30 protein-coding genes are annotated in these 26,897 nt (G+C 35.7%); 19 read left to right on the forward strand and 11 right to left on the reverse strand.

The window, feature by feature from the left end:
• Nucleotides 1-4 precede the first annotated feature (4 nt).
• The 9 genes from adhE (at nucleotide 5) to DN410_RS15270 (ending at nucleotide 8,107) form a co-directional block, all read left to right on the forward strand.
• On the forward strand, nucleotides 5-2,608 hold the full coding sequence (adhE, locus tag DN410_RS15225) for a bifunctional acetaldehyde-CoA/alcohol dehydrogenase (protein WP_149177128.1): 2,604 nt from the start codon (nucleotides 5-7) through the stop codon (nucleotides 2,606-2,608).
• Nucleotides 2,609-2,734: 126 nt separating this feature from the next.
• Entirely contained in the window at nucleotides 2,735-2,962 is a 228-nt protein-coding gene (locus DN410_RS15230) for a YrhC family protein (RefSeq protein ID WP_149177129.1), read from the forward strand.
• Nucleotides 2,963-3,119: 157 nt separating this feature from the next.
• A complete protein-coding gene (locus DN410_RS15240) occupies nucleotides 3,120-4,067 on the forward strand; it encodes an ABC transporter substrate-binding protein (protein ID WP_149177131.1) in 948 nt (315 codons plus the stop codon).
• A 5-nt stretch (nucleotides 4,068-4,072) separates the two neighbouring features.
• Nucleotides 4,073-5,101, forward strand: coding sequence for a FecCD family ABC transporter permease (locus tag DN410_RS15245; protein ID WP_149177132.1), 1,029 nt, complete (start codon nucleotides 4,073-4,075; stop codon nucleotides 5,099-5,101).
• Complete coding sequence (locus tag DN410_RS15250; protein WP_149177133.1) at nucleotides 5,088-5,906, forward strand: ABC transporter ATP-binding protein; 819 nt, start codon at nucleotides 5,088-5,090, stop codon at nucleotides 5,904-5,906. The genes DN410_RS15245 and DN410_RS15250 overlap by 14 nt, the downstream gene beginning before the upstream one ends.
• Entirely contained in the window at nucleotides 5,873-6,268 is a 396-nt protein-coding gene (locus DN410_RS15255; RefSeq protein WP_149177134.1) for an ankyrin repeat domain-containing protein, read from the forward strand. Before DN410_RS15250 ends, DN410_RS15255 begins: the two co-directional genes overlap by 34 nt.
• Nucleotides 6,269-6,573: 305 nt before the next feature.
• Complete coding sequence (locus DN410_RS15260; RefSeq protein WP_000469114.1) at nucleotides 6,574-7,080, forward strand: GNAT family N-acetyltransferase; 507 nt, start codon at nucleotides 6,574-6,576, stop codon at nucleotides 7,078-7,080.
• 69 nt (nucleotides 7,081-7,149) lie between these two features.
• Complete coding sequence (locus DN410_RS15265; RefSeq protein WP_149177135.1) at nucleotides 7,150-7,608, forward strand: GNAT family N-acetyltransferase; 459 nt, start codon at nucleotides 7,150-7,152, stop codon at nucleotides 7,606-7,608.
• A 121-nt stretch (nucleotides 7,609-7,729) separates the two neighbouring features.
• Nucleotides 7,730-8,107, forward strand: coding sequence for a hotdog family protein (locus DN410_RS15270; protein WP_149177136.1), 378 nt, complete (start codon nucleotides 7,730-7,732; stop codon nucleotides 8,105-8,107).
• Between the two features lie 40 nt (nucleotides 8,108-8,147).
• Here DN410_RS15270 and DN410_RS15275 read toward each other — a convergent pair whose 3' ends face one another.
• A complete protein-coding gene (locus tag DN410_RS15275) occupies nucleotides 8,148-8,693 on the reverse strand; it encodes a helix-turn-helix domain-containing protein (RefSeq protein ID WP_149177137.1) in 546 nt (181 codons plus the stop codon).
• 156 nt (nucleotides 8,694-8,849) lie between these two features.
• Between DN410_RS15275 and DN410_RS15280 the strand changes: the two genes are divergently transcribed.
• Together DN410_RS15280 and DN410_RS15285 are read left to right on the forward strand one after the other, a co-directional pair.
• Entirely contained in the window at nucleotides 8,850-9,254 is a 405-nt protein-coding gene (locus tag DN410_RS15280; protein ID WP_016086200.1) for a DoxX family protein, read from the forward strand.
• 20 nt (nucleotides 9,255-9,274) lie between these two features.
• The gene (locus tag DN410_RS15285) at nucleotides 9,275-10,132 is read left to right on the forward strand and encodes a VOC family protein (protein WP_149177138.1); all 858 of its coding nucleotides are present in this window, start codon (nucleotides 9,275-9,277) and stop codon (nucleotides 10,130-10,132) included.
• Nucleotides 10,133-10,146: 14 nt separating this feature from the next.
• Here DN410_RS15285 and DN410_RS15290 read toward each other — a convergent pair whose 3' ends face one another.
• The 3 genes from DN410_RS15290 to DN410_RS15300 all read right to left on the reverse strand — a co-directional run bounded on the left by DN410_RS15290 (nucleotide 10,147) and on the right by DN410_RS15300 (nucleotide 15,139).
• Entirely contained in the window at nucleotides 10,147-10,461 is a 315-nt protein-coding gene (locus DN410_RS15290) for a 4a-hydroxytetrahydrobiopterin dehydratase (protein WP_149177139.1), read from the reverse strand.
• Complete coding sequence (locus tag DN410_RS15295; RefSeq protein WP_149177140.1) at nucleotides 10,442-12,196, reverse strand: aromatic amino acid hydroxylase; 1,755 nt, start codon at nucleotides 12,194-12,196, stop codon at nucleotides 10,442-10,444. Before DN410_RS15295 ends, DN410_RS15290 begins: the two co-directional genes overlap by 20 nt.
• 189 nt (nucleotides 12,197-12,385) lie before the next feature.
• A complete protein-coding gene (locus DN410_RS15300; RefSeq protein WP_149177141.1) occupies nucleotides 12,386-15,139 on the reverse strand; it encodes a S8 family serine peptidase in 2,754 nt (917 codons plus the stop codon).
• A 227-nt stretch (nucleotides 15,140-15,366) separates the two neighbouring features.
• On the opposite strand from DN410_RS15300, the gene DN410_RS15305 reads away from it, so the two are divergent.
• Nucleotides 15,367-16,605, forward strand: coding sequence for a TolB family protein (locus tag DN410_RS15305; protein ID WP_149177142.1), 1,239 nt, complete (start codon nucleotides 15,367-15,369; stop codon nucleotides 16,603-16,605).
• A gap of 41 nt (nucleotides 16,606-16,646) precedes the next feature.
• Here DN410_RS15305 and DN410_RS15310 read toward each other — a convergent pair whose 3' ends face one another.
• Nucleotides 16,647-16,769, reverse strand: coding sequence for a DUF4023 domain-containing protein (locus tag DN410_RS15310; protein ID WP_000071861.1), 123 nt, complete (start codon nucleotides 16,767-16,769; stop codon nucleotides 16,647-16,649).
• Between the two features lie 70 nt (nucleotides 16,770-16,839).
• Nucleotides 16,840-17,178, reverse strand: coding sequence for a phosphoglycerate mutase (locus DN410_RS15315; RefSeq protein WP_149177143.1), 339 nt, complete (start codon nucleotides 17,176-17,178; stop codon nucleotides 16,840-16,842).
• 171 nt (nucleotides 17,179-17,349) lie between these two features.
• Between DN410_RS15315 and DN410_RS15320 the strand changes: the two genes are divergently transcribed.
• The 3 genes from DN410_RS15320 (at nucleotide 17,350) to DN410_RS15330 (ending at nucleotide 19,272) form a co-directional block, all read left to right on the forward strand.
• The gene (locus DN410_RS15320) at nucleotides 17,350-17,952 is read left to right on the forward strand and encodes a histidine phosphatase family protein (RefSeq protein ID WP_149177144.1); all 603 of its coding nucleotides are present in this window, start codon (nucleotides 17,350-17,352) and stop codon (nucleotides 17,950-17,952) included.
• A gap of 18 nt (nucleotides 17,953-17,970) precedes the next feature.
• On the forward strand, nucleotides 17,971-18,507 hold the full coding sequence (locus tag DN410_RS15325) for a delta-aminolevulinic acid dehydratase (protein WP_149177145.1): 537 nt from the start codon (nucleotides 17,971-17,973) through the stop codon (nucleotides 18,505-18,507).
• A gap of 264 nt (nucleotides 18,508-18,771) precedes the next feature.
• Nucleotides 18,772-19,272 (forward strand): DoxX family protein, encoded by a 501-nt coding sequence (locus DN410_RS15330; protein WP_149177146.1) that lies wholly within the window; start codon nucleotides 18,772-18,774, stop codon nucleotides 19,270-19,272.
• A gap of 41 nt (nucleotides 19,273-19,313) precedes the next feature.
• Here the strand turns inward: DN410_RS15330 and DN410_RS15335 are convergent, their stop codons facing one another.
• The gene (locus DN410_RS15335) at nucleotides 19,314-20,198 is read right to left on the reverse strand and encodes an alpha/beta fold hydrolase (protein ID WP_149177147.1); all 885 of its coding nucleotides are present in this window, start codon (nucleotides 20,196-20,198) and stop codon (nucleotides 19,314-19,316) included.
• Between the two features lie 15 nt (nucleotides 20,199-20,213).
• Nucleotides 20,214-21,047, reverse strand: a complete 834-nt coding sequence (locus DN410_RS15340; protein WP_149177148.1) for a GNAT family N-acetyltransferase — start codon at nucleotides 21,045-21,047, stop codon at nucleotides 20,214-20,216.
• Between the two features lie 261 nt (nucleotides 21,048-21,308).
• Between DN410_RS15340 and DN410_RS15345 the strand changes: the two genes are divergently transcribed.
• Nucleotides 21,309-22,694, forward strand: a complete 1,386-nt coding sequence (locus tag DN410_RS15345; protein ID WP_149177149.1) for an alkaline phosphatase — start codon at nucleotides 21,309-21,311, stop codon at nucleotides 22,692-22,694.
• Between the two features lie 54 nt (nucleotides 22,695-22,748).
• Nucleotides 22,749-23,216, forward strand: coding sequence for a hypothetical protein (locus tag DN410_RS15350; protein ID WP_149177150.1), 468 nt, complete (start codon nucleotides 22,749-22,751; stop codon nucleotides 23,214-23,216).
• A 55-nt stretch (nucleotides 23,217-23,271) separates the two neighbouring features.
• On the opposite strand, the gene DN410_RS15355 is transcribed toward DN410_RS15350, so the two are convergent.
• A complete protein-coding gene (locus DN410_RS15355) occupies nucleotides 23,272-23,922 on the reverse strand; it encodes a GTP pyrophosphokinase (RefSeq protein WP_000456225.1) in 651 nt (216 codons plus the stop codon).
• 334 nt (nucleotides 23,923-24,256) lie between these two features.
• Here DN410_RS15355 and rpmG point away from each other — a divergent pair, with 334 nt between their 5' ends.
• Both rpmG and DN410_RS15365 read left to right on the forward strand, forming a co-directional pair.
• On the forward strand, nucleotides 24,257-24,406 hold the full coding sequence (rpmG, locus tag DN410_RS15360) for a 50S ribosomal protein L33 (RefSeq protein ID WP_001265617.1): 150 nt from the start codon (nucleotides 24,257-24,259) through the stop codon (nucleotides 24,404-24,406).
• Between the two features lie 88 nt (nucleotides 24,407-24,494).
• Nucleotides 24,495-25,991, forward strand: coding sequence for a YcdB/YcdC domain-containing protein (locus DN410_RS15365; protein ID WP_149177151.1), 1,497 nt, complete (start codon nucleotides 24,495-24,497; stop codon nucleotides 25,989-25,991).
• 55 nt (nucleotides 25,992-26,046) lie between these two features.
• Here DN410_RS15365 and DN410_RS28780 read toward each other — a convergent pair whose 3' ends face one another.
• Both DN410_RS28780 and DN410_RS28785 read right to left on the reverse strand, forming a co-directional pair.
• Nucleotides 26,047-26,256: a hypothetical protein gene (locus tag DN410_RS28780; protein ID WP_370456817.1), complete on the reverse strand. Its 210-nt coding sequence runs from the start codon at nucleotides 26,254-26,256 to the stop codon at nucleotides 26,047-26,049.
• Between the two features lie 190 nt (nucleotides 26,257-26,446).
• Complete coding sequence (locus DN410_RS28785; RefSeq protein ID WP_370456818.1) at nucleotides 26,447-26,842, reverse strand: hypothetical protein; 396 nt, start codon at nucleotides 26,840-26,842, stop codon at nucleotides 26,447-26,449.
• Nucleotides 26,843-26,897: the final 55 nt, after the last annotated feature.

Genomic DNA, 26,897 nt, shown 5'->3' on the forward strand with positions numbered 1-26,897 from the left:
TTACATGGTAGTCAAAGAGAAAGTTGTAAATGAAATGCAGGAAGTAAAAGAGATGATTGATACGTTAGTGAATAACGGTCGGAAGGCTTTACAAGCATTAGAAAGTTTTACACAAGAGCAAATTGACAGCATTGTTCATGAAATGGCATTAGCAGGTGTTGATCAACATATGCCACTTGCGAAGTTGGCTGTTGAAGAAACAGGTCGTGGTGTGTACGAAGATAAATGCATTAAAAATATTTTTGCTACTGAATATATTTGGCATAGCATAAAGAAAGATAAAACAGTAGGGATTATTCACGAAGACCCTCATGAAGAGATAATAGAAATTGCTGAACCTGTTGGTGTAGTAGCTGGGGTAACGCCGGTAACGAATCCAACGTCGACAACAATGTTTAAAGCATTAATCGCGATAAAAACGAGAAATCCAATTATTTTCGCATTTCATCCTTCAGCACAAAACTGTTCCATTGCAGCGGCAAAAACAGTATATGATGCAGCGGTGAAGGCGGGGGCACCAAAACATTGTATTCAGTGGATTGAAAAACCTTCTGTCGAAGCAACGAAACAATTAATGAACCATGAAGGTGTTGCGCTTGTTTTGGCAACTGGAGGTGCTGGTATGGTGAAATCAGCTTATTCTACTGGAAAACCAGCGCTAGGTGTAGGTCCTGGTAACGTACCATGTTATATAGAAAAATCAGCGCATATAAAACGAGCGATTAATGATTTGATTTTATCAAAAACATTTGATAACGGTATGATTTGTGCATCAGAACAAGCAATCATTGTAGACAGAGAAATTTATGATGATGTGAAAACAGAAATGATTGCAAATGATTGTTACTTTGTAACTGAGGAAGAGAGAAGTAAATTAGAAAAACTTGTTATTAATGAAAATACATGTGCAGTAAATAGTGATATTGTAGGGAAATCCGCACAGTATATTGCCGAATTAGTTGGAATTACTGTACCTAAAAATACAAAAATGCTTGTAGCTGAAATACAAGGCATCGGAGCCGCATATCCACTATCTCGTGAGAAGTTAAGTCCAGTATTAGCTTGTGTAAAAGCAAATTCATTAGAAGAAGGATTTACATATTGTGAAGAAATGTTAAACCTCGGTGGTTTAGGCCATTCAGCAGTCATCCATTCTGTAAATAAAGAAGTGCAAAAGCAATTTGGATTACGTATGAAAGCTTGCCGCCTTATTGTAAATGCCCCTTCATCACAAGGTGGAATCGGTGACATATATAATGGATTTATTCCATCACTTACGCTTGGCTGTGGTTCCTACGGGAAAAACTCAGTTTCTCAAAATGTAACAGCGACACATTTATTAAATATAAAAAGGTTGGCAAATAGAAAAAAGAATATGCAGTGGTTCAAATTACCACCAAAAATTTATTTTGAAAAACATGCGACAGCATATTTAGCAAATATGCCTAACATTTCACGTGCATTTATTGTAACGGATCCAGGAATGGTTGAGCACGGATATGTAGATACGGTCGCGCATTATTTACGTAAACATGCAAATGATGTGAAAGTTGAAGTTTTCTTTGAGGTTGAGCCAGATCCATCAGATGAAACTGTGTTTAAAGGTGCGGAAATGATGAGAAGTTTTCAGCCAGATGTAATTATCGCACTTGGTGGTGGTTCAGCTATGGATGCAGCGAAAGGGATGTGGCTTTTCTATGAGCATCCAGAAACAACATTCTATGGAATTAAACAGAAGTTTTTAGATATAAGAAAACGCACATGTAAATATCCGGAATTAGGAAGTAAAGCGCAGTTTGTTGCCATTCCAACAACATCTGGAACAGGATCAGAAGTGACACCATTCGCGGTTATTACAGATAAGAAAAATAATATAAAGTATCCACTTGCGGATTATGAATTAACGCCAGATGTAGCAATTGTTGATCCGCAATTTGTAATGACAGTACCGCCACATGTAACAGCAGACACTGGGATGGACGTATTAACGCATGCAATCGAGGCGTATGTGTCTGTTCTGGCAAATGACTATACAGATGGATTAGCATTAAAGGCCATTGATCTCGTATTTAAATATTTACCAAGGGCATTTAAAGATGGAAATGATGAAGAAGCACGAGAAAAAATGCATAATGCTTCTGCAATCGCAGGAATGGCATTTGCAAATGCTTTTCTAGGTATTAATCACAGTTTAGCACATAAAATTGGACCAGAATTCCATATTCCGCATGGGCGTGCGAATGCAATTCTTATGCCGCACGTAGTTCGCTATAATGCTATTAAGCCAAGAAAACACGCATTGTTCCCAAAATATGAGCACTTTGTAGCTGATGAACGATATGCACATATTGCGAGAATGCTCGGGCTTCCAGCAAGTTCGGCAGCAGAAGGTGTGGAATCACTCGTTCAAGCAATTATTGTACTTGGAAAAAGCTTGAATATTAATATGAGTATTGCTGGACAAGGAGTCGATAAAGAGCAATTTGAAGGTGCTGTTGGAGTATTAGCAGAAAGAGCTTTTGAAGATCAATGTACAACTGCGAACCCAAAATTACCGCTCATTTCAGAACTAAAAGAAATTTATATGGAAGCATATAAAGGTGTGTAATAGATATGAAAGAGTCGCAATGACGCGACTCTTTTTCTTTTGGAAAACATCCCCCTCACTGGCTGTATTTACTTGTCTTTAAGTTTAATAGAATATGATACAGTGAAATGGAGGAGTGAGAGTATAATGAAAGAATTACAAGAAAAAATAGAAGATTACACAAGGTTTGGGCAAATCCTTCTCGCTGTAAGTACATTGTTAATGGTTGGCTTATTGATTCCAAATGGAGCAAAAGAAACGATACAATCTTTTGTTATGATGGGGAGCATCGCTATATTTTTAAGTTTATCTTTCTTTTTCTTTCAGCGTGTGAAAGTGATGCGAGACGAGTTAGAGGGAAACGAATGTGAATAATATTGATAAATAGAGCGTTACAAAAAGAAGGAATCTTTTTTGTAACGCTTTTTGTTTTTTTTAGAAAATGTATACGTTTTATATTGACAATGATAATCTTTATCAATTAAAGTAGAATAGTAGTTGGTGATTATCATTATCAATTAGAGGTGGAAGAATGAAAAAATCTATTACGCTATTCACAGCGATTTTATCTGTTTTTTTCTTATTAATAGGTTGCAGTGCAAAAGGAGACGAAAAAGCATCTGTAACAAAAACAGAAAAAGGAAAAGAGAAAATCGAAGTTACCGACCTGTCAGGGAGAAAGGTAACATTCGATAAAGTGCCAGAGAGTTTTGCAACATTAAGTATGGGAGACATGAATATTATTCATGCTTTAGGCGGAAAAATAGTAGGCCGTCCGGATGCAAAAATAACTCTTCCAGAGGATATAAAGAAAGTACAAGTAATCGGGAATGCACATCAGCCGAATTTTGAGCAAATTGCTAGCTTAAAGCCTGACGTACTTATTGCTAACAATGGGTTCCAAAAGAATGTTCCAACGGTTGAAGGACGAGGAACGAAAGTAATGATTTCTTCTGCGAATTCTATACAAGATATTCAAAAAAATATTGAACTATATGGAACGATAATGAAGAAAGAAGATAAGGCGAAAGCACTTAACCAAAAAATTAATGATCAAATGAAGAAATATGAGAAAAAGAGCGATGTGAAAGCACTGCTAGTGTATGGAGCACCAGGTACTTATTTAGCAGCATTACCAACATCTTTATCAGGTGATATTTTAGAAAAAACAGGCGGGAAAAATATTGCTGCTGATTTTCCAGAAATGAAGGAATATCCGCAATATGCGCAGCTAAGTGTAGAACGCATTATTGAGGCGAATCCTGATGTAATTTATTTAATTACACATGGAGATCCAAATAGTGTGAAAAAAGCATTCGAAGGCGAAATGATGAAAAATGAGGCGTGGAAAAATTTAGACGCAGTAAAACAAAATCGCGTAGTAATATTGCCACCTGACTTATTTGGGTCAAATCCAGGAACAAAAGTTACAGAAGCGATGGACTTTATGTATAAAAGTATACAAGATGTAAGGAAATGATAAGTATGGAGAGTAGTGAAGTAGTAAGAGAAAAGGAACATCCTTTTGCGAAAAAAAGATGGATCATGGCAGTTACTTTAGTGCTATTAACGATTCTAGGTCTTTTTTACGGTCTTTTCGCAGGAAGTTTATCCTTTTCTTTACGAGATATTTTGGTAGGGATGCAAGATGAGGGTTCGACAGTTCATCGAATTGTATGGGACCTTCGTATACCGAGAGTGCTCGTTGGATTTATAGTAGGAACATGTTTAGCGGCATCCGGTGCATTACTGCAAGGGGTTATGAGAAACCCTCTTGCAGACCCTGGTATTATAGGGGTTTCATCTGGAGCCGGTCTTGTAGCAATTGTAATTATGATTCTATTTCCTCAGCATATGGCCTTTTTACCGCTAGGAGCATTTTTAGGAGCTTTCATCACAGCGATGATTATTTATGCTTTATCATGGCAAAAAGGGGCACCGCCTTCAAGAATTGTTTTAGTGGGTGTGTCAATTAATGTGTTAATTGGTGCAGCAACGTCAGCATTAATGTTACTACATAGTGATAAGGTACAATCCGTGTTACCATGGTTAGCTGGTGGTATTGGTGGGGTAAGTTGGGCACATTTAAATATGATTATTTATTACGCTATGTTTGCCATTATATTAGCCTTCTTTGGTATTAAACATATTCGAGTATTAATGCTTGGAGATGAAATGGCGAAATTATTAGGTTATAACGTGGAAAGAAGTCGGTTTTATTTAATAGTAGTAAGTACATTGTTAGCTGGAATTGCGGTTAGTGTTTCTGGACTTATTGGATTTGTCGGCCTTGTTGTACCGCATATGCTACGTTTATTAGTCGGAAATGATTATAGGTATTTGCTACCATTGTCATGTCTTGGTGGTGGGATATTACTTGTTTTCGCAGATGCGATAGCTCGAAGTTGGTTCGATCCAATCGAATTGCCTGTTGGTATTTTATTGTCCTTCTTGGGTGGTCCGTTCTTCTTATATTTAATTCATAGAGGAGGCAAACAACGTGATTTCCGTTGAAAAAGTATTTTACGCACATTCCGAAAGATTTCAAATGCAAAATACGAATGTACATATTAAAGTTGGCGAAGTCGTTAGTTTAATTGGACCGAATGGATCGGGGAAATCTACTTTGCTCCGTTTAATGGCAAGGCTACTTAAACAAAGCGAAGGGGATATCATTTTAGATGGGAAAAATATTCATACGATGAAGAGCGCTGATGTAGCGAAGCAATTAGCGATGTTACCACAAATGCATGATCATCAATTAGATTTAACAGTAAGAGAATTAATCGAATTTGGAAGAGGGCCGCATAAATCATGGAGTGGACGCTTAAATAAAGAAGATGAAGAAATTGTTGATTGGGCATTGTCCGTTACAAATCTTGAAGGGTATGAATATCGCCTTTTACAATCTTTATCAGGAGGAGAAAGACAACGTGCTTGGATTGCAATGACGCTAGCACAACGTACGAATATCTTATTATTAGATGAACCAACAACCTTTTTGGATATCGTTCACCAGTTGGAAGTAATGGAACTTGTGAAACGATTAAACGAGGAGTTTGGGATGACAATTATAATGGTTTTACATGACATTAACCAAGCTGCTCAATATAGTGATCGTTTACTTGTATTGAAGCGAGGGAAGATTCAGTATGATGGTGTACCAGAAGAAGTACTATGTCATCAAATGTTTCAACATGTATTTGGTATAGAAGTAGATATTTTTCAGGGAAGCGACAAGCCATTTTTTACACCGAAACGAATTTCTAAAAAAGGAGAATCGAGATGCAAACAGAAGAGCGTATTACCACTGAATTAGTAAGAGAATTTGTTATGGCAGCTCACGGGAATTTAGAAAAAGTACAGGAAATGTTGGCTGAATCACCAAGCTTACTTCATGCCTCTTATAATTGGGGTGGGGCAGATTGGGAAAGTGCATTAGGGGCATCGGCACATGTAGGCCGCAAAGATATTGCTCTTTATTTACTGGAGAAGGGTGCTCGAATGGATATTTTTGCAGCAGCTATGCTTGGAGAGTTAGAAGTTGTACAAGCTATTTTAGTAGCACAACCAGAAGCATTACGTGCATCTGGTCCACATGGTATTTCTCTTCTTCAACATGCGCGAATGGGTGGAGAAAAAGCACAGCCTGTATTTGACTACTTAACAGTGCTCTCTTAATGAACGCAAAAGTTCTTATGTGCGGTAAACTTTTCACTTTCATATAATTGGAAAGTTTACCGCCCGTTAGAACGGGATAAGTATCTAGTGTATTTGAAAATCCTACACCCCCCTCAATTGTAGTTTTCTTTATGCTAGTTATGATATGGATGCAGTAGATAATATTTGTCTACTGCTTTTTTTGTTTTTAAAGATTGAATATTCTGCGCTTTACGGCTGATTCATTTATAATAAATAGTAACATTTAGTATACATGCAAAATATGATCGTGTAATAAAGAACAGAATGTTGGGAAGGAGTTTAAAATGTTTCATACAGATCGCTTACAATTTCGTAAATATACAATGGATGATTTACAGTTCTATGCTTCACTATGGGGGAATGAAAAGGTGATGCGCTATATTGGAAATGGGGCGTTAAAAACGTATATGCAATGTAAAAAAAGTTTGGAGGAGTGGGTGATTCCTAGTTATAAAAGTGGTCTCGGTTTATTCGTACTGATTGAAAAGGAAACAGGAATACGAATTGGTCATGCAGGGTTAGTAAAGCAGAATATAGATGGGAAAGAGGAAATTGAAATTGGGTATTGGTTACTTCCGCAGTATTGGGGAAAAGGATATGCGAAAGAAGCAGCGGCAGCATTTCGAGACTACGGTTTCCAAGCATTGCGAATAAATAGATTAATTTCTCTTATTAACCCGAACCATCCCGCTTCAATATTTGTTGCTAGAAAAACAGGGCTTAGTTATGAAAAAACAACTTCATTTCATGGGATGGATGTTTTGGTCTATTCCATTAAGCGAGTTGGATGAAAAAAATATTTTTTAAAAGGTAAATTGCATCTTTTGAAGAATGGTATATAAAAATAAAGGGGGGATTAAATGTACATTTATCACAATGGATTGATTATTCGTGAGGGAACGAGTGGTGTACCAGCATATGCAATTAAAGCTTTGTTTGAAGATGCTGGTTGGAGCAATCATAATATCCCTTCTTGGCAAATTGAGAAATTCACGATAGCATTTGAAAATTCAACATGGGCTTTTACAATTTGGGATGAAGAAGAGATGATTGCTATGGTTAGAGTTATTTCTGATCAAATTATGGTCGCGAACATAGTAAATTTAGTTGTAAAGTGTGAGTATAGAGGAAAGGGACTAGGTAAGAAGCTTGTAGCTCTTTGCTTGCAAAAACTTCCTCACGGTGATTGGTTCGCACATACATCTGCGAATAATTTTGATTTTTATAGAAGTTGTGGTTTTGAAGTGAGAGAGTTATCAAGAAATGGCACATGTGCGTACTATGGATATCAAGTTGCAAAAAAAGACGGTCATCGATAACGGAGTGGAATATAAAAAAATGACAGTCGAGTAATTCTAATTTTTTCATAATAGAAAATGAATTGAGACTCATTTTATGATAAAATAAAAGAAAATTCTGTTTATTATTAGGGGGATAAAAATGAGTATAACAATTGGGGATGTGTTTAAATATGAAAGAAGATTTACCGAGGAAGAAGTTTTCGAGTTTGCAAATATTACAGGTGATAAAGGTAGGCATCATATGGAATATGATGAGAATGGACGATTAATGGTACATGGTTTATTGACTGCTAGCATTGGGACGAAAGTAGGCGAAGAGTTACATTACATAGCAAGAGAATTAGTAAGTGAGTTTATTAGACCAGTTTTTACAGGAGATACAATCACTTGTGAATTAACTTTAACAAGTATTGAACAAATGGAAGGATATAAAAAAGTTTCAATTGAATCAGTTTATCGCAATCAACATGAAAAGACTGTGCTAGTTGGGACAAGTTACGGGATAATACGCGAATAAAAAAAGAAGCCTGTTTGAAGCAGGCTTCTTTTTTTATCGTTTAGTAAACGCGTTTTCGGTTTTCTGCATGACTAGAGATAAGTAATAATGCAGATTCTTCCCCTATATTACGAACAATATGAGGAACACATGCATTCCAGGAGAAAGAATCACCTTCTTCTACAATTGCAATGTCTTCTCCATGTTGAACTTCTAGTTTTCCACGTAATACAAGGTGACATTCTTCCCCTTCATGGGCATTTGGTGTGTTTTCTTTCGGAAACCCAGCAGGAATTTCTACGAGATTTAGGCGAAGGCCACCTTGCTCTGCAACATGTTCAATTCTTTGCTCATCTTTTCCATATACACTATATTTACGCTCTACCTTTTTGACAACTTTCAATCGATCTTTTTGTTCTAACAATAAATAGGGAAGGGGAACGTTTAAAAAATGAGAGATTGTTTCTAAAGTCGAGATAGATGGTGACGTTTTATTATTTTCAACCTGACTCATAAATCCTTTAGAAAGGCCCGTTCCTTCACAAATTTGGGCAATCGTAATACCTTTACGTTGGCGTATTTCACGAATTGCAGAACCGATATTCATAAAATCATGCTCCTTTTTGTAAACAACTATTTGTATCATAGCAAAAAAAATATATTTTTTCTCATAAAAAATGAATTGACGAATAAAAAAAATTAGTGTATGTTTTGTAATGTAAATAAAAGTTTTGTATAAGAAAACTATAAAGGAGAGAAAGAAATGAATCAACATATCGGTAACTTAATTATTCGCATCGTGTTAGGAGTAACATTCTTTATGCACGGTTTAACAAAATTCCAATCTGGAATTGACAATATCGCAGGGTGGTTTACAAGCATTGGTTTACCAGGAGGACTTGCATATGGTGTAGCAACAGCTGAATTAGTTGGTGGTATATTGTTAATTCTAGGTTTAGGTGTAAGATATATCGGATTATTATTTGCACTTGTTATGGTTGGAGCAATTGTAAAAGTAAAATGGTCAGCTGGCTTATTAGGAGATGGAAAAAATCCTGGCTTCGAATTAGAACTTGCATTACTAGCAATGGGTGCGTACTTATTTGTTGCGAAAGCAGACGGTTTTGTAGATAATTTCTTAAAAGAGAAAATGTCAAAGAAGAACTAAATTAAATGGGGGCTAACAAGATGAGTTTTCGACTTCATCCCGACACAACAATTGGTGTTGTTCATTTATACGTATCAAATATAAAGAAATCACTAGAGTTTTATACAGAAGTACTAAGCATGAAAGTACTAAAAGAAGATGAAATGGTCGTTACATTTGGGAATGAAAATAACGAACCACTCCTTATTATTGAAGAAAAGAAAGAAGCCTTACCAAAGCAAAGAGGGAGAACGGGGTTATATCATTACGCAATTTTATTACCAAACAGACAGGATTTAGCGAATATTCTTCGTCATCTTGTAGAAATGGTATATCCACTTCACGGCGGAGCCGACCATTATTTTAGTGAGGCCCTTTATTTAGCTGATCCGGATGGAAACGGGATTGAAATTTATCATGATCGCCAAAAAGAAGTTTGGCTTGATGAGAATGGAGAACTACCATTTGTTAGTAACCCGTTAGCTGGTGAAGAATTATTGCAGCAAGGAAGTGCGTGGAATGGGTTCCCAGCTGGTACTGTGATGGGGCATATTCATTTACATGTGGCTGACTTAGAAGAAGCAAAACGTTTCTATGCTGATGGTCTTGGTTTTGATGTAACAATCCCAGCTCGTAATGGAGCGCTGTTCGTATCCGCAGGTGGTTATCACCACCATATCGGCTTAAATACATGGCAAGGTGAAGGGATACCAGCGCAAATGCCAAATTCCGTTGGCTTGAAGTATTTCACAATTGTACTAGCGGATGAAAAACAAAAAGAGCAAGTATGTGAAAGTTTAAAAAATATTGGCACAATCGCTACGTACAAAGATGGTGTATTACAAACCAACGATCCATTTGGACATTGTATCCATTTCAAAATAAAAGGAGAAGCCTAAAAAGGCTTCTCCTTTTATTTTCTTATAATTGCTTTTTCGTTTTGTAAAAATAGTTCATCAAATTGCTTCGCAAGGTCAAAATCTAGCTTTGTTAAACCTTTTGCATTCCAAGACGACAACGTAATAATAACTGCTTTATACTGGATAAGGATAAATGGGTGATGATTATGTTCTTCTGATAGTTTGGCAGCTTCAGAGACAAATTCGACTCCTTTTAAGTAATCGGAAAACATGTATTTTCGTTCAATCCATTTTTCATCTTTTATCATCCATTTATCTACCTTCAATAATTCCTCTTGAACTTGTTCTTCAGTTAATCGGAGCATCATTTTTCACATCCTTTACGTTCAGTAACGCAAGACCATTGTTAATCAGACGTGTTACAGGTTCGTCCGTTGTGAAAGTAGAAAGTTGTTGTAATAATGCTGCTGACGTTTCGTGACCTTTGTTATGCGCTAAAAGTAATTCTAATATTTCAAGGCGAAGTAGCCATTCTTTCGGATAAAATGTATTTAATACCTCTTGAATTGCTATTAATTGATCCACATGGGCATCGTGTAAAATACCTTCATTACGAATATCGCGAACTGTTTGATACAGACGATCTAGTTCAGTTAATGTAAGAGGTACTGGAGTTTCTTCTATTTCTTCATCCGCTGGGAAAAACGATGCTGCATCTGCTGCACCTGGGAATACGGAAGTGATTGTTGAACCAACCGCCATATCAAATGCTCCCCATGAAGCATCAAATAAAACGCGTTCGTTATAAGTAACGGTGCAATTGATAAAGGAAATAAGCGCAATTTTTTTATCGTTTTTTACAATATCTGTTACTGTTCCTTTTACATGAATACCACTTGCAAAAGTAAATGCTGCTTTATTTCCGATTGTAATTCCTAATGATTGTAATTGTTCATCTGTACAATTTTCTAATGCAGTATTTTCAGTGAGTAATCCAATTGGTGTTCCAAACCCGTCACTGTGTACAGACGTAGAATGATTCGCTAGCTGTTTATTGTGAATTGCTAATGCTGTTGGCGAACTCGTTCGCATGTAAATCAATTCACCTGCATCGTTTTCAATTGTCTCGGTAAATGTACCTGTAATTTGTAATCCGCTATTTAATTCAGCAGTTGCATGATTTTCAGAGCGAATCGCTTTTTCTAGCCCTTCTTTACCACCTGTTTTAAAGGCCATTGTTTCAGAGAATTTCTCAAGTGCTTCTGTTAATTCTTCAAATGATTCACATACAAATAGTTGTGGTTGCATTTTTGTTACGTCATAAGTTGTCCCTGTACATGCTTTGATGGAAAATGGAACTTTTTCTACAGCATCTGTTAAGCAATGTTTGCTTTCACCGACGGAGGAAAGGAGACCAGCACCGTAGATTTTTGGATTGTCTATATGTCCGATTAATCCATATTCTACAGTCCACCAGAAAAGACGTGAAATTTGTTCAGCTTCTGATAAACCAGAAACTAAGCTTTGCTTTTCAATTACAGCATTTTCAGCAGCTTCAACTTCTTCAGGAGTAGAAGTAGGGCTTTCTTTTACAATCGTTAATGTACGAACAGCTTCAAATGCATCATGCTCTTCTTTTGTAGAGAAAGCTTTTGCACCAATTTGTCCAAAGCGTTTTACATATTGTGCATATGTAGGGTCAAGTAGAATTGGTGCGTGCCCTGCAGCTTCATGAACGATATCAGGAGCAGGTGTATACTCGATATTTTCTATTTTGCGAATATCTGTTGCAATTGGTAATAATCCGTGACCTTGAAAATCAAAGAATGCTACGCCGGGAATGAGACCGTCAATCGTTACAGCTCCCCATCCGCTTGGTGCTAAACATTCATTCATTTCTTCTACCTTTGGAATTGCATCTATATTTATGCCAGATGATTGTAATCCGTTCACATAGGCTGGATGGGCAACGTCTTTTAAGAAACTATGATTTTGTCTCATAATATAACGCCATACAGCGTGGTTCACCGGTGTGTATTGATCATAATGTTGTGTGGATACGAATGGTTTTAAATGCGATGGAATTTTTGTTTTCTTTGTCATTTAAACATCCTCCTTGTTTTCTATAAAATTGAATATCTGATTTGTATAGCTCGTACTAACCCCTTTTAAAATTGTAAGCGCTTATAATTTTATCATAAAATTCTGAATTATTTAATATTTGTTTGCGTGAGAAATAGAAAAAGCCCCTATCGGAACATCCGATAGGGGCGGAAGAATCGGGGTACTACCTTATTTCACTTCTAAATCAACATTTAACTTAGATGTATTTCCAGCTGCATCAGTTGCTACAATATGAATTGTATTCTTTCCTTCTTGCAATTGACTACGATCGAAATAAATGTCATAGCTTTTCTCCCAAGAGTTCAGGAATGCCTGTTCCCATACACCATTTCCGTTGATTTCATACTGTAGTCTCACTGGAATTCCAGGTGCTACCCAACCAGATTCTGTCATCCAATCTAGTAGGATATCATCAACTTTTCCTGTAATTACAAGATTTTCTTGGTCAACTTCGTATGTTAATTTAGGTGCAGTTCTATCAAGAAATACAGCAGCTGTTTGTTTTGTTTCCCCACCAGAATTAGAGGCAACTGCTTCGATTTGGTATAGACCGTCAGCTAACGGAGTACCATCCGCTTTTGTACCATTCCATTTGAAAGGTTTGTATCCAGCTGTTTCATTTTTAGCTTGATGGATAATCCCTTGGTATGTTACACGTTCTTTTGTAACTAAATTTGCATGTAATGTTACATCATCCACAGGTGCAACTAAATAGTAGTTGATGAGATTATCGTCTAATATTTGGTCACCATTTGGACTAAACGTAGAATTAATAATTTCGAGTCCATCTATACGTTTGTAATCTTTAGGGTCGATACTAAATGTAAATGGAATGCGAGTTTCTTCCTTCGTTCCTTGGTCTTTTACATACACATTCCCAGTATATACACCTTGAGGTAGCGAACTATCGACAGTGATAGTAAATGGTTTTTCGGTACTACTATTTGGCTGTATGCTAATCGATGAAGGTACAGAAGTTTTTACTTTTGTGTTTGTGTTTGCATCTAGCAATTCCACACGAGTTGAAAAACTTTTCTTTTTATTAGATAGATTTTGTAATGTAATATTCTGCGTCAGTTTTATTTTTCCGCTATTTGGCTTGATAAGACCGAAGCTGACATTGTTAGGTTTGACTAATACATCTGTTTGAGCTGCTTTCGGGATGTTAATTAGACCAGATCCTTGCGTCATAACAGGATATGTATTTTCATTCACATCTTTTAACGTTTTTGCGGTATTGGCAAGGGAGGCTTTCAATTGCTCTGTCGTCCAATCCGGATGCATTTGACGCAAGAGGGCAACCGCTCCAGCTACTTGAGGCGCAGCCATACTTGTCCCATTATGGGATTCATAGCCGCCTCTCGGTACGGTACTAGTAATTTGTACGCCAGGTGCAATTATATCTGGTTTTATAAGCCAACTTCCTTGTGACGGACCTCTGGAACTGAAGTTAGCAATCAATTCGGTTGGATTTGGTTGGCCAATTTTTATATTTTTCTTACGTTTTGTAATTAAGTTTTTTAACTCTTCGCCATTTGTATTTGATAATTGCATAACTGGAAGAGCTAGGTTTTCACGTGTGAAGTATTCAGGCATAATATTGATTTCTTTTTCATTAGAAATTAATAGTACACCAAGTGCACCAGCTTGCTTCGCTTGTTCTGTTTTTACTAACGTGCTTGAAGTTCCTTGTAGGACAAGAGCGAATTTGCCTTTTACATCTTGTTTTGCATAATCACTTGGATTACCGTAGCCAACGTATACAAGAGGGGAATCATTTCCTATTGGGAAATCAGATTTTGATAATGGTAACCCTTGATATGTTTTGCTAGAACCGGCTACTTGGAATGTTGGGAACGGGATAGAAACGGTAGATGCTCCAACTGATATAACGCTACTTGCATTACCGGGTGCATCAACAGACCAAGGGTGTGGTCCATCATTTCCATTTGAAACAACTGCAGTAACTCCAAGCTTTGCCGCACGCTCAAGCGTTAATGTTACAGGCTGATCAGGTGTATTTAAACTTTGCCCAAGAGATAAATTTAAAACGTCAGCACCGTCTTGAATTGCTCGTTCAATACCTTGAATAATATCTTCTGTTGTACCAGTCCCACCATCATTCATTACACGATAGGCTAAAATGGAAGCATTTGGAGCAACGCCTTTAATTTTTCCGTTACCAGCAATAATTCCAGCTACATGAGTACCATGTACGTTACCATCCATCGGATCGTCATCTTCATCGACTGTGTCATATCCACCAATATAATTTGCTTTTAAGTCAGGATGTGTATAGTCTACGCCAGAATCGATAATTGCTACTTTCATCCCTTTTCCATCAAGTGGTTTGCCAGACGGATCTTTTAAATTCCATGCTTCAGGAGCACCAATTGTCGGTCCACCGATGTTTGGTGCTTCTTCATTAGTAGCACTTTTTGATGTTTCATGTAGTTTATATGTTAAGTTCGGGTAGACTGCTTTTACTTCAGGTAAAGAAGCGAGAGCGGTAATTTGATCTCCAGGAACTGAAATAGAGAATCCAGAAAATAAAGTATTATAAACTTCTTTAATTTTTGCACCAGGTGCTTTTTCTTTTATTTTTTTAGTCGTATCTTCTTGTGCTTTTTTTAGCTCAGCATGATAAGACTGCGCGTTACTATTTTGTAAATCTGGAGCATGCTGAATATTACCTTGTGCTGCGAGAGGCGCATGTTGCAATTCTACAATGACTGAAATTTCTTTTGCTGTTTTTGTTTCAACATTTTGAGCAATTTTATTTTCGCCCCACTGCTCAATTGTTGTTTTAAGTTGTGGACTAAATTGCTTTTCCTTTTGCAGTGATTCAGCATGAGCGCTTAAAGCTCCAAAACTTGAAAAAACGAGCGCCATACTTAATAGTGTAGATGTAGTTTTTTTCATTGAAACTCCCCTTAGTAAAAAGTGCCAATATTCCGAAAAGTAATCTTACAAATTTATTTCAAATTACATAATCGGATGTTAGCTAAACTATATTTTCGACATAATTCATACCAATCCTCTTTGAATTGAAAATTTCTTGGGAAATTTTTTCTGATTATGTCGAATGGGGGTTTTTCACATATTGTAGGTGGGAAGTGAGGAATGCTATGAGGAAATGGAGGGGTGTTATGAAAAGGTTCATAGTAAGTGGTAGTGCAGTGTTACTCATGTTTTTATGTTCAATCACTATTGTTAGTGCAGAAAATAATGAAGCGAAAATAGCTTTTATTCGTCATCATGACCTTTGGATAAAGGTTGGTGGGAAAGAAAAACAACTTACAAAAGGAGAGTACATAACAGGGCCAAAGTGGTCTTATGACGGAGAATGGCTTGCATATGCGAAAGGCGAGAAACAACAACAACTGGAATTGTATCGTTTGAGAGACGGTAAGAAGATTAGAACATTTCCATCTGAAATATCAAATTATCAATGGTCACCGACTGAGAACATAATTGCATTTGTATTTGCACGTACATTACATACGTTTGATGTCCAAAAAAAGAATGCAGATTTTGAAAATATGTCGCCTGGTGTAGGTGATTATGCATGGTATCCTGATGGAAAGAAGTTTCTTGTATCCTCTGAAGCATATTTACTTCCAACAGGATGGACAGGAGCTCAGTTATATGAAGTGCAAAAAGATGCCCATATGAATCCTCATAAAATGAAGCATTTGTATGCATTACCAAATGAGCATGATGATTTTTTAGCGTTAGTTGCAAGTGGATTTAGGTGGTCACCAAATCGAAAGTGGATTTCATTTTTAGCAGTACCGACAGCTTCATGGTCAGCTGATAGTAATACGCTTTGCTTAGTTCGTGCAGATGGCAGCCGGTTTGAAAAAGTAGATCAAATGTTATTAAACACACAATGGTTCCAATGGGCACCATCAAAGAATATATTAGCCTATATTGAAGGAAGCGGGAGAGTGGCGTTAGAGAATAAACATTTAAAATTAAAAGAATTACCAGCACTTCAGCAGAGCACATTTACACCGAAAGGATATGTCGATTGGGATTTCACATGGAAGAATGATCAAGTTATTATCGTTTCAAGAGCAAAAGAGGCAGGGATAGAAACTCCGCCAGAAAAAAGGCCACTACCATCTTTATATGAGGTCGATAGTACAAGTGAAAAGCAGCACCAAATTACAAAGCTATCTAATAAGCAAGGTGATTATCACCCCATCTTCTTGAAGAAGAGCAATCAATTAATATGGATACGTTCAGACCGTAAAAAAGCTGACATATGGATAGCTCATAGCGATGGAAAACTTGAAAAGAAGTGGATTGAAAATATAGATGTGCCAGAGTGGTATTATGAGAGATGGAATTGGGAAAATGTTATCTCGGTGAAAGAAGAGTAGAAAACCTGCCTAAAAGATAATTTTAGGCAGGTTTTCTATTGTTATTTATGTGTTTTATTTGGCTTCTTTTTCGCGGGGTTTCCGTTCCCCTGACGTTTTCTATTTTGTTCGTCTTTTGCTTGTTTTTCATGCAGTGTATCTAAAAAGTCATTCGAGTTACTCATTTTTCTATCGCTCCTTTCATTTCGTCCTAATTACTATAACCATTTAGGAGGATAATCATGAGGTAAAAAGTTAAGCACTTAATTTTCTTCGGTAGTATATGTAAAAGATGCCATACGTAATAAATAGCATAAATAAAATTTGTAACTCTACATTTTCTTTTAAAATAGTTGCGATAGAAGATGGTAAGTAAGGTGATGTATTGTTTGTTTCTACACCTAACCATTTGTTTAAGAGGTTAATGATACAAAACATAAAAACACCAGACCAGCTTGCAATAATTGCTTTCTGCTTAATTTTTGTTTCCCGTTCATCATCTTTAATCCAAGGGTTAGCAGTTTTATCACTACTAAAAAATCCGTTTATATATCCCCATATAATCATTCCAATTAAGATGGTTAGCCATTTCATATTTATAATTCCCCTCTCCCTTGTAAAAAGTATTTTACACATACAATTGTAATGTTTTCCAATTTATTGTGTCAAATCTTTTTTACATAACGGTTTTTCATATAGCAGGAATAATGGATGAGATAGGGAAGAAATTATGTTGAAGGATTTCATGGAGAGAGGAGGATGGGTATGAAACTCGTCTTTGTTCGGCACGGTGAAGGAGAACATACAAAAGATTTGCCGGCAAGTTTACAAATGTTGAATCCATCATTAACGGATGAGGGAAGGGATCAGGCTGGATTAATTCAATACAATGTACCATTACAGGAAACGGATGTATTAATCGCTAGCCCTACACTTAGAACTTTACAAACGGCGGCGATATGGAGTGAGAAAGTAGCTTGTCAAAAAATCGTCCATCCCTATGCATCCCCACGTATTTTTCCTTATCGAGAAGGAGCGAGAACATTACCATGTGATCACATAGTAGATCAGGGGGTAATAACAAATTTATTTCCGCATTTTTCGATAGAGAAAAGTACAAATAAACAGCTATGGACGGAAGGTATAAATACTATTTCAGAGAATCGTTTTCAGCAAATAGTAGATGAATTTCTTCTTTGGTGTTATAAGCTGGGGGCGGAAAAAATTTGCATTGTATCTCACGACGGGACAATTACAGCGTATCGGCAATATTTACAGAAAGCCGTTTTAACTAGATCTGATTTTTTGAAAGAAACGGGTATATATGAAATGGATGTATCCCTTAAAAGTTTGATTGAGGAGATCTAATTATAGGATGGAGGGTGTATGTTGAATGTTGCACTAGTAGTTGGCTTTAATTCTGATTTAGAGGCGCAATCAATCCGAGCATCACTTGAATATTTGGGAGCGAAAGTTATAACATACTGGATTGGTAGACCGAAAGAATTCATCGATATTCTTTCTGGAAAGGGTTTATATAATGATATTAATTATGTTGTCTTTTGCTTTCATGGTGATGAAGGAAAGTTTGTCATGGAAGAGTTAGGTGAAGATGTATATGAACAAGATGAACCGCGGGGATACTTTGGTTCAGCAGAAATTTATAAATATGCAAAATTGCATAATACAAATATTGTAAATAGTGGGTGTACGTTAGGGGAGCAAAAACTAGCAGAATCTTTTTTACGTAGTGGAGCAAAATCGTATATTGGATCAATAGATTATGTAGATGGGAATGCAGCACTTATGTTTACAATACGCTTATTTTACGGGGTTATTAACCATAAAAAAACGTTAGAAGAAGCATTTCAAGAAGCGAGTTTAATTGATGAGGAGACACGTACATTTCGATTCTATAAGTAGTATGAAACACATTTATTCTATATTCGAATAAATGTGTTTCATATTTAACTCACACTTTTTTTACATTTTTTTCAATGAAAATGATTATCACTTATGGTATGATATGTTCAAGTTTTTACAGGTAATAAAAGTTACTATATAAACGTTAGATTGTAATATCTCATACGTATGTCACAAATTATTAATAATTAACGTTTATAAAATAAGTAACTAATGTTATTATATTAACTGTAACTAACTTAATTACAACTTTAGGAGGAAGATATGGTTATTCAATTTTTAAGAGAAAACAAAGCAGTTTCTTTTGTGCTAGCAGTAATCCGAGTGTATCTTGGTTACACATGGTTAATGGCTGGAATTGGTAAACTACAAGGAAAAGGATTCGATGCAACGGGTTATTTACAAGGTGCGATTGAAAAATCTAAAGGAGCACAACCGGCTGTTCAATCCTGGTGGGCATCATTTTTACAAGATTTCGCAATTCCAAATGTCGATCTATTTAATACACTTGTAATGTGGGGAGAAATTTTAGTCGGAATTGGTTTAATTGTGGGCTGTTTAACAAAAACAGCGGTCTTTTTTGGCCTTGTAATGAACTTTTCCTATATGTTTAGTGGGTCAATTGGTGTGAACCCTGAAATGGTTATCTTATCTATGTTCGTTATTGTTTCTGGTATGAATGCTGGAAAACTTGGACTTGACGGCTTTGTTATCCCAAAAGTTTTAGGATCAAAAACTCAAAAACGCCAAAAGCAAGCTGCTTAATATATGAAAGCGGGTATCTCAAAATGAGATACCCGCTTATGTTATTTTTCAGATTGAATTGGATTGTTTTTAAAGAAATCTTTCACATACCCTACAAACTCCTGTGGTTCTTGACGAAATGGTGCATGATAACCTTTTTCGATAATATGGAAAGTACTATTTTTTAAGAATTGATGATACGTTTCTCCTTCTTTCCAAGAAACGCTACTATCATTTCTTCCCCATATAATTAAGGTTGGTTGTTTCATTTCATTTGCATTGATTTGAAGACGTCTAGGCCATAATTTCATTTTATTGTAATGCTCTTCATCATTACGTTTAAATTTCACTTTGCTCTCATCATAGTCTGCAGCAGCAGAAACAGTATTTAAATCAGTTGATAATTGTGGCTTAGGAGAACCTTGTTTATTAACGAGTGTATGAGGCCCGCCTGTAGCATCAGTTAAAATAAGGTGGGTAACTGCTTCAGGATATAAATATGTTAAATTAAGAGAAATTTCTCCGCCCATTGAATGCCCCAGTATTGCGAATGAATCATAACCTAGTTTTTTCATTAACTTATAATACAAATTTGCATGATTGGGGAAAGAATAATAAAAATCCATCGGCTTTGATGAGCGTCCGAAGCCTAAAGCATCTACAGAAATAATTGTATGATCTTTTGCTAAGTCTGAGTAAATCTTTTGAAAACCATCTGAGGATCCTCCAAATCCATGGATCATAAGTAAAGGTGGTTTTTCATTACCGATCTTTTTAAAGTAAATGGTTTGACCATCTATTTCTACCATTTTTTCCTCGGTAGCTAGTTTTGCTGTAAGTGTATTTTTAACTTGTTTTACTTGTTCTACTGGCTTTTCTGCTGCACTACATCCTACTAATAGTGTAAGAGTAAGACAACCTACCATAAAATAGCTAAATCGCTTCAATTAGGTGTCCCCTTTCTAACATAACGCTGTATCTATCATAGCAAATAGCATCTTACGATTTCCAGGAAGTTGGCTACCATTTTTTATCATAAGAGGTGAAAGGAGCGTTTCTTGGAAATTTTCTGTTTGAAGAAATTTGCGGAATGAAAATTGTGAATGTGGGACATCAATCCTTACTGTGCCATTCCAACATTCACATATGTTTTGTAGTAATTGAATAGCATCTTCTTCTCGTTTGGCGATAAGTGGATTGATACATAATATATTACCTTTTTGTATGCATAAGGAAAAAGCTTCTATACAGTTATGTCTCTCAATTTTAAAAGAGTGGCTGGTTCTTGGTAATAGTAATGAATAAAGTAAAGAACGATCGGTACCAGTTGTAATTTGATCGAGAGAAATAAGCGATATAAGGTCTTTTTCTTTTACTTGTTGTGTATGAGTGATATGTGTCTTAGTAGTTTGTTTTTCAAAACGATGAATCGTCGTTACTGTTTGAAATCCGCATGATGTATAAAGAGGCTCGCCAGCTTTTGTTGCAATAAGTGCAATTGGTTGTTTTGCGTGAGTATGTTCTAAGCAGTGATTAAGCAAAATACGCCCGATGCCTCGGCCTTGAAAATTAGGATGGACGATTAACATGCCAATAGTAGAAAAACTATTTTTAAAAGGAAATACTCCTCCAGCTGCAATCAGTTTATTTTCATGTATATAACCGATAAGTGTGCCGAGAGAAAGATACATTTCGAATTGTTTTTTCATAAATGCTTTATCTTGTAACCATCCAATAGCTTTACAAAGGTCGAGTAAATCAAAAATAAAAGATTCATCTAGCTTTATTGTTTTCATAAATTTTCACCACATTTCTATTAATTTTCATAAAAGTAGATTGAAAATGTTAAATAAGAGATTTACGTTAAATGAAATCCAACTTGTTTATATTTGGATTGTAAAGGGGAGGATGGTTGATATGAATAGACAAACTTATACAAATTATAACTGATATTTACATAAGTTAACAAAAAATTTACATATAACTAATTTTCTCTTAATAGTCTTCTATTAAATTTGATAGTGGGAAATGAATAACCTAATTAGGGGGACAATACAGTGAAAAAGTTTGTAAAAAAGGCATGGCCATTTGCAGTTGTGGCATCATTAGCAGTTACTTCGGTAGCAACATGGAATTTTACTCGTTCTAGTGAGGTAAATGCGGATGAGAATGGAAGCAATGCAAAGATTAAGAATGTTATCGTATTAATTGGGGATGGTATGGGTCCTTCGTATATGACGGCTCATCGTTATATGAAAGATAATCCAAAAACATTCGAGATGGAATCTACAGAATTTGATAAGCATCTTGTAGGAACACAAAAAACATATCCAGAAGATGAACATGAAAATATTACGGACTCTGCATCAGCAGCAACAGCTATGTCTGCAGGGATTAAAACATATAACGCGGCAATTGCGGTTGATAACGATAAAGCGGAAGTGAAAACTGTTCTTGAGCAAGCGAAAGAAAAAGGAAAATCAACAGGATTAGTTGCAACTTCTGAAATTACACATGCAACACCAGCTGCTTTCGGTGCGCATGACATTAGTCGTAAAAATATGGACGCAATTGCAAATGATTATTTTGATGAAAAAATTAAAGGGAAGCATAAAGTAGATGTTATGCTTGGCGGCGGCGTAAATAACTTTGTTAGAAAAGATCGTAATCTTACAGAAGAATTTAAGAAATCTGGTTATAGCTATGTAACAGATCGAAATCAATTGTTAAATGATAAAAATGATCAAATTCTTGGTTTATTCGCACCAGGCGGATTAGATAAAATGATTGACCGTAATGAGAAAACACCTTCATTAGAAGAAATGACAAATGCAGCAATTGAGCGTTTGAACAAAAATAAAAATGGTTTCTTCTTAATGGTTGAAGGAAGTCAAATTGACTGGGCTGGACACGATAATGATATTGTTGGTGCAATGAGTGAAATGGAAGACTTCGAAAAAGCTTTCAAAGCAGCGATTGAGTTTGCGAAAAAGGATAAAAATACATTAGTTGTTGCAACTGCAGACCACGCTACAGGTGGATTATCTCTAGGTGCCAATGGCGAGTATAACTTTAAAGTAGATCCAATTAAAGCTGCAAAACGCACACCAGACTTTATGGCAAATGAGATTGCAAAAGGTGCAAATGTAGAAGAAACATTGAAAAAATATATTGATTTACAATTAACACCAGAAGAAATTAAAGCTGTAAATGATATAGCTCCATCAAAAGATGTAACAAAGATTGATAATGCGATTGAAGATATTTTCAATAAGCGCTCGGTTACAGGCTGGACAACTGGTGGACATACAGGGGAAGATGTAAACGTGTATGCATTTGGCCCTGGTAAATACTTGTTCTCTGGCGTTCAAGAGAATACCAATATCGCTAAACGTGTCTTTGATATTGTTGGCGGCGGTGATCCAAATAAAGGAAGACGCTAATTATAAATGAAAGTGAGGCGAAATGCCTCACTTTTCTTTTTAGGAGATGGGAAGATGAGAGCTTTTTTCAAAGGGATAGGATTCCTTCTAATAGGTGTATTATTGCTAGTTGGATGTCAATCCAAAGAGAATCAGATAGAACAAAAATCTACTACTACAAAAGCTGAGGAAAAGGTACAAATAACGAAAGAAGAAGAGAAATCAATTCAAGATGTTATGGAGAAATTTGTACGGACGACAAATGAAAAAAATCTTGCTGAACATATGGAGTTATTTTCAAAGAAGATGCCTAGTACTGAAGACTTAAAAACGCAAAAAGAAGCAGCTTTTCAAAAGGGAAATAAGAAAATTGAATTGGAACATATAGACATAAAAGCTAGTAAAGCAGGGTATGTTGTTGTTGAAACAAAAGAAAAGGAAATAGATGGGGAGGTCACTCTTCAGAAGAAAGTACAGTATGCACTTGGAAAAGAAGAGGATGGATGGAAAATTGAAGAGGTTCGTACGATAGAGAAGAAATAAAGTGAAAATCCCTGTAAATAGTGCAAAAAAGGTTCTCATTGGCGAGAACCTTTTTTTATAGTGGTAACATAATTTGATTTGAGCATGCTTCGATATCATCAATATCTTGGCGAATGGTTGCCATTTTATTATCAAGATCTTCAGCTTTCATTGCGGCATCATGTAGTTCATCTTTTAAATACTCAGGTATTTTCCCTTCATATTTATAATAAAGTTTATGCTCTAAGCTTGCCCAAAAGTCCATTGCAAGCGTACGTAACTGAATTTCTGCAAAGACTTCTTTTGTACCAGAATTTAGTGATAAAGGATATTTAATAATCATGTGTAAACTTTTATATCCATTTTGTTTTGGGTTAGCGATATAATCTTTTACTTCTATGATTTCCATATCTTCACGTTTTTGAATGACATTTTTCAAATGATAGATATCTTCTACGAAGCAACATGTAATACGAATGCCGATGATGTCTTGTAAATGCGTTTGCGCATTTTCAACTGTCGGTAATAAATTTTTACGCTCAAGTTTTTTAATAATACTTTCAGGTTGTTTCAGTCTTGTTTTTATATGTTCAAACGGGTTGTAATCCTCTAGAAATTGAGCTTCCCGGTTCATAATTTCAAATTTAGTTTTTAACTCTTCTAAAGCAAATGTATACGGTAATACAAAAGCTTTCCAATAGTTAACTGTTGATTGATTATATTCCATTTATATACACACCTTTTCCTATTTACAAGTGAGGTTACTATACTAAATACCAAATCATATAAGCGCAAGCAGCAAATGATGAAATCATAAAACGATATTTAGTTTTCATACTTTCAACTCCTTTCGAATGAGATTCTATATGAATAAACGTGATTGTTAATAAGTTCACTATGTACAAGTTCTATAGTAATAGATTCGTGTGAATTTCGTATGAACTAATTGTTTCAGCTTTTTGTCTTTTGCTTGCAATTGACAAATTAAGTGAAATTGTATAATATTTAAATCGTAATCATTACGTTTTAGTTGCAATCTTTGCATGAAAGGAGAATGACATATGCGTGTAAATATTACATTAGCTTGTACGGAGTGTGGTGATCGTAATTATATTTCTAAAAAGAATAAACGAAACAATCCAGAGCGCATCGAACTAAAAAAATATTGTCCACGATTAAAGCGAGTAACGTTACATCGTGAAACGAAGTAAAAGACTAGAGATATCTCTAGTCTTTTTTGCTTATAATCATTTGGTTTTGTTTGTTATAATTACCTTAAATTGTAATGTAAGGAGAGGTATGATGAATCAAAAAGATAAAGAAAGAAAAGAGCGAGTGGCTCATATTATTGACATTCCAGATGAATATAGACTTGTTGTAGATGATCGAGAAGGTGTGAATGACCCGTATCATTTATTATGGTGGGAGCATAAAGAGGATGCGGAGAGAACGATACAAATTACGTTGAATAGACATACTGGTAATTTAATTGAATTTAGGATAGAGGATGAAAATTCTTTTTCAAGTGGTAAGGAAGTGATAGAGGAGAATGAAGCAAGAGAGATTGCAAATACATTCTTAAAAAAATATACAAAAGAAGGATATGAATTTTATACATATGTAACTGTTAAGGACGGCAGGCGCGGTTGCAAAGAAGTAAATTATATGCAAGAAGTGAATAGCTATCCATTGCCGAATACAGGGTGTGTTGTACGAGTGCATCCTTCAGGTAATGTTGTGAATTTCCATCATAATGGACAAAAAGCGATAGAGAAAAAACCGTTATGGCCAAGTGAAATTGTTGAGGAGAACGTCGTGTTAGAAAATTTGAAAGCTAGACAAGATATGAGACTTGTATTTGTAGATTTAACACACTCTTCATGTAAATATGAAAAAGGGGAAGAAGTAAAAGGATACCGTCTCGTATATGAACCAGAGCCTGGTCATGCGTTTATTGATGCAAGTACAGGTAAAGATTTATATGGGCCGGAACACTATAAATTACCTTCTACAGTACTTGTTGATAAACCGTTAAAGAATGGTCACAAAAAAGATCTGTTTGATTTATTTGATTGGGACAAGGGGAAATTTGTCGAATTAGATAAACAAGTAGATGAGGATGAAGTCCGGATAAAATTTGTATTAAAAGAAGAATTACAAAAAGAAGTAGAAGAGAAGGATTCATATTCAATGGATGAGTTCTATAAAAAACATTTTCCGATGTTAAAGCATGATGAATTCGTTGTAATTACTTTAGATAAAGAACAAAATCAATTGCTTTCTTTTTTTATGTGGAAGGACGAGAAAAAAAGGAAAACAATCTTATCAAGAGAGCAATGTTTAGAAAAAGCACTTCAATTTTTGGAGCATAGTATCCCGAATGCAACAAAGTATGTTCGGCTTTGGGATACTTATGAAGAGGAAGAGGGGATTGAGAGATTTTCCTTTTCAATATATGTAAATGACATTCATGTAGAGGGAAAATATATTATGATTAACATTAATACAGAGAATGGTGCAGTGATGCACTACTCTGGAGAGTCTAGCAAATTTATAAAAGAGTTACTTACATATGAAACAACACCAAAAGTAACAAAAGAAGAAGCGTTAGAAGTATATAGAGAGGCCATGAGAGTTAATTTAGAATGGTTTTTAGAAAATGAGGTAGAGGAAACGAATTACGAACTACTGTATAAACAAACAACGAATGAAAATCATAAAGAATTCTTTGAATGTAGTCGAGAAATTCGTTATATTGATGCGCATACTGGGGAGAAAATTTGGAGTGAATATTAGTAAAAGCCAATCGATACGTTTCGATTGGCTTTTACTATGTTCGTAGAATAATTTGTTAATTGCTATTAAGTGGTTGAAGAACACCATCTTGAGCTTTCGACCAGTTATATAGATTTCCATCAGATCCTACTGCAAAATTTAGAGCACGAGAGTTCTCAGGAGATTCGCGTACGTATAAGACGTCGTATAGTTTAATGCCATTTATTGTGCCAATTAGTTTGTCTTCCCCAGACCCATAACGAATTTCCTCTGAGCGAGCTCCCATTCTTTTCTCGAGAACTCTCACAGCGTCTTCACTTGTGAATTTAATAGTATCGGCTTGTTTATTTGGTTGTTTAGCTGGTTGTTGATCTTTCTGCGTGTTTTTAGATGCTGCTTCAGTTTTTCCGCTATTTGTAGCTGCTGTATTGTTCTCAGTCTTTGTGTTGTTATTGTTTTTAGTTGTTGTGTTGTTTTCAGTTTTTGCGTTGTTCTCGCGTTTTGTTCTCTGTTTTTGCGTTGTTCTCAGTTTTCGCGTTGTTCTCAGTTTTTGCGTTGTTCTCAGTTTTTGCGTTGTTCTCAGTTTTTGTGTTGTTCTCAGTTTTTGCGTTGTTCTCAGTTTTTGCGTTGTTCTCAGTTTTTACGTTGTTCTCAGTTTTTGCGTTGTTCTCAGCTTTTACGTTGTTCTCGTTTTTTGCATTGTCTTCAGTTTTTTGGCTATCTTCCGTTTTTGTACTGTCTTTTGATGCGGCAGTATCCTGTTTAGTAGCCTCAGTTTTTGTAGGAGACGTTTGTTGTCCACAAGCTGAAAGTAAGAAAAATGATAATGTGAGTACTACAAGGTTTCTGATTTGTGACGTAGCGTATCGCATGAAAACACCTCTTTCAAAATTTTGGAACTTAACATATTGTAATACATTGGAAAAA

The sequence above is a fragment of the Bacillus sp. SH5-2 genome, assembly GCF_008368905.1.
GTDB lineage: Bacteria > Bacillota > Bacilli > Bacillales > Bacillaceae_G > Bacillus_A > Bacillus_A luti.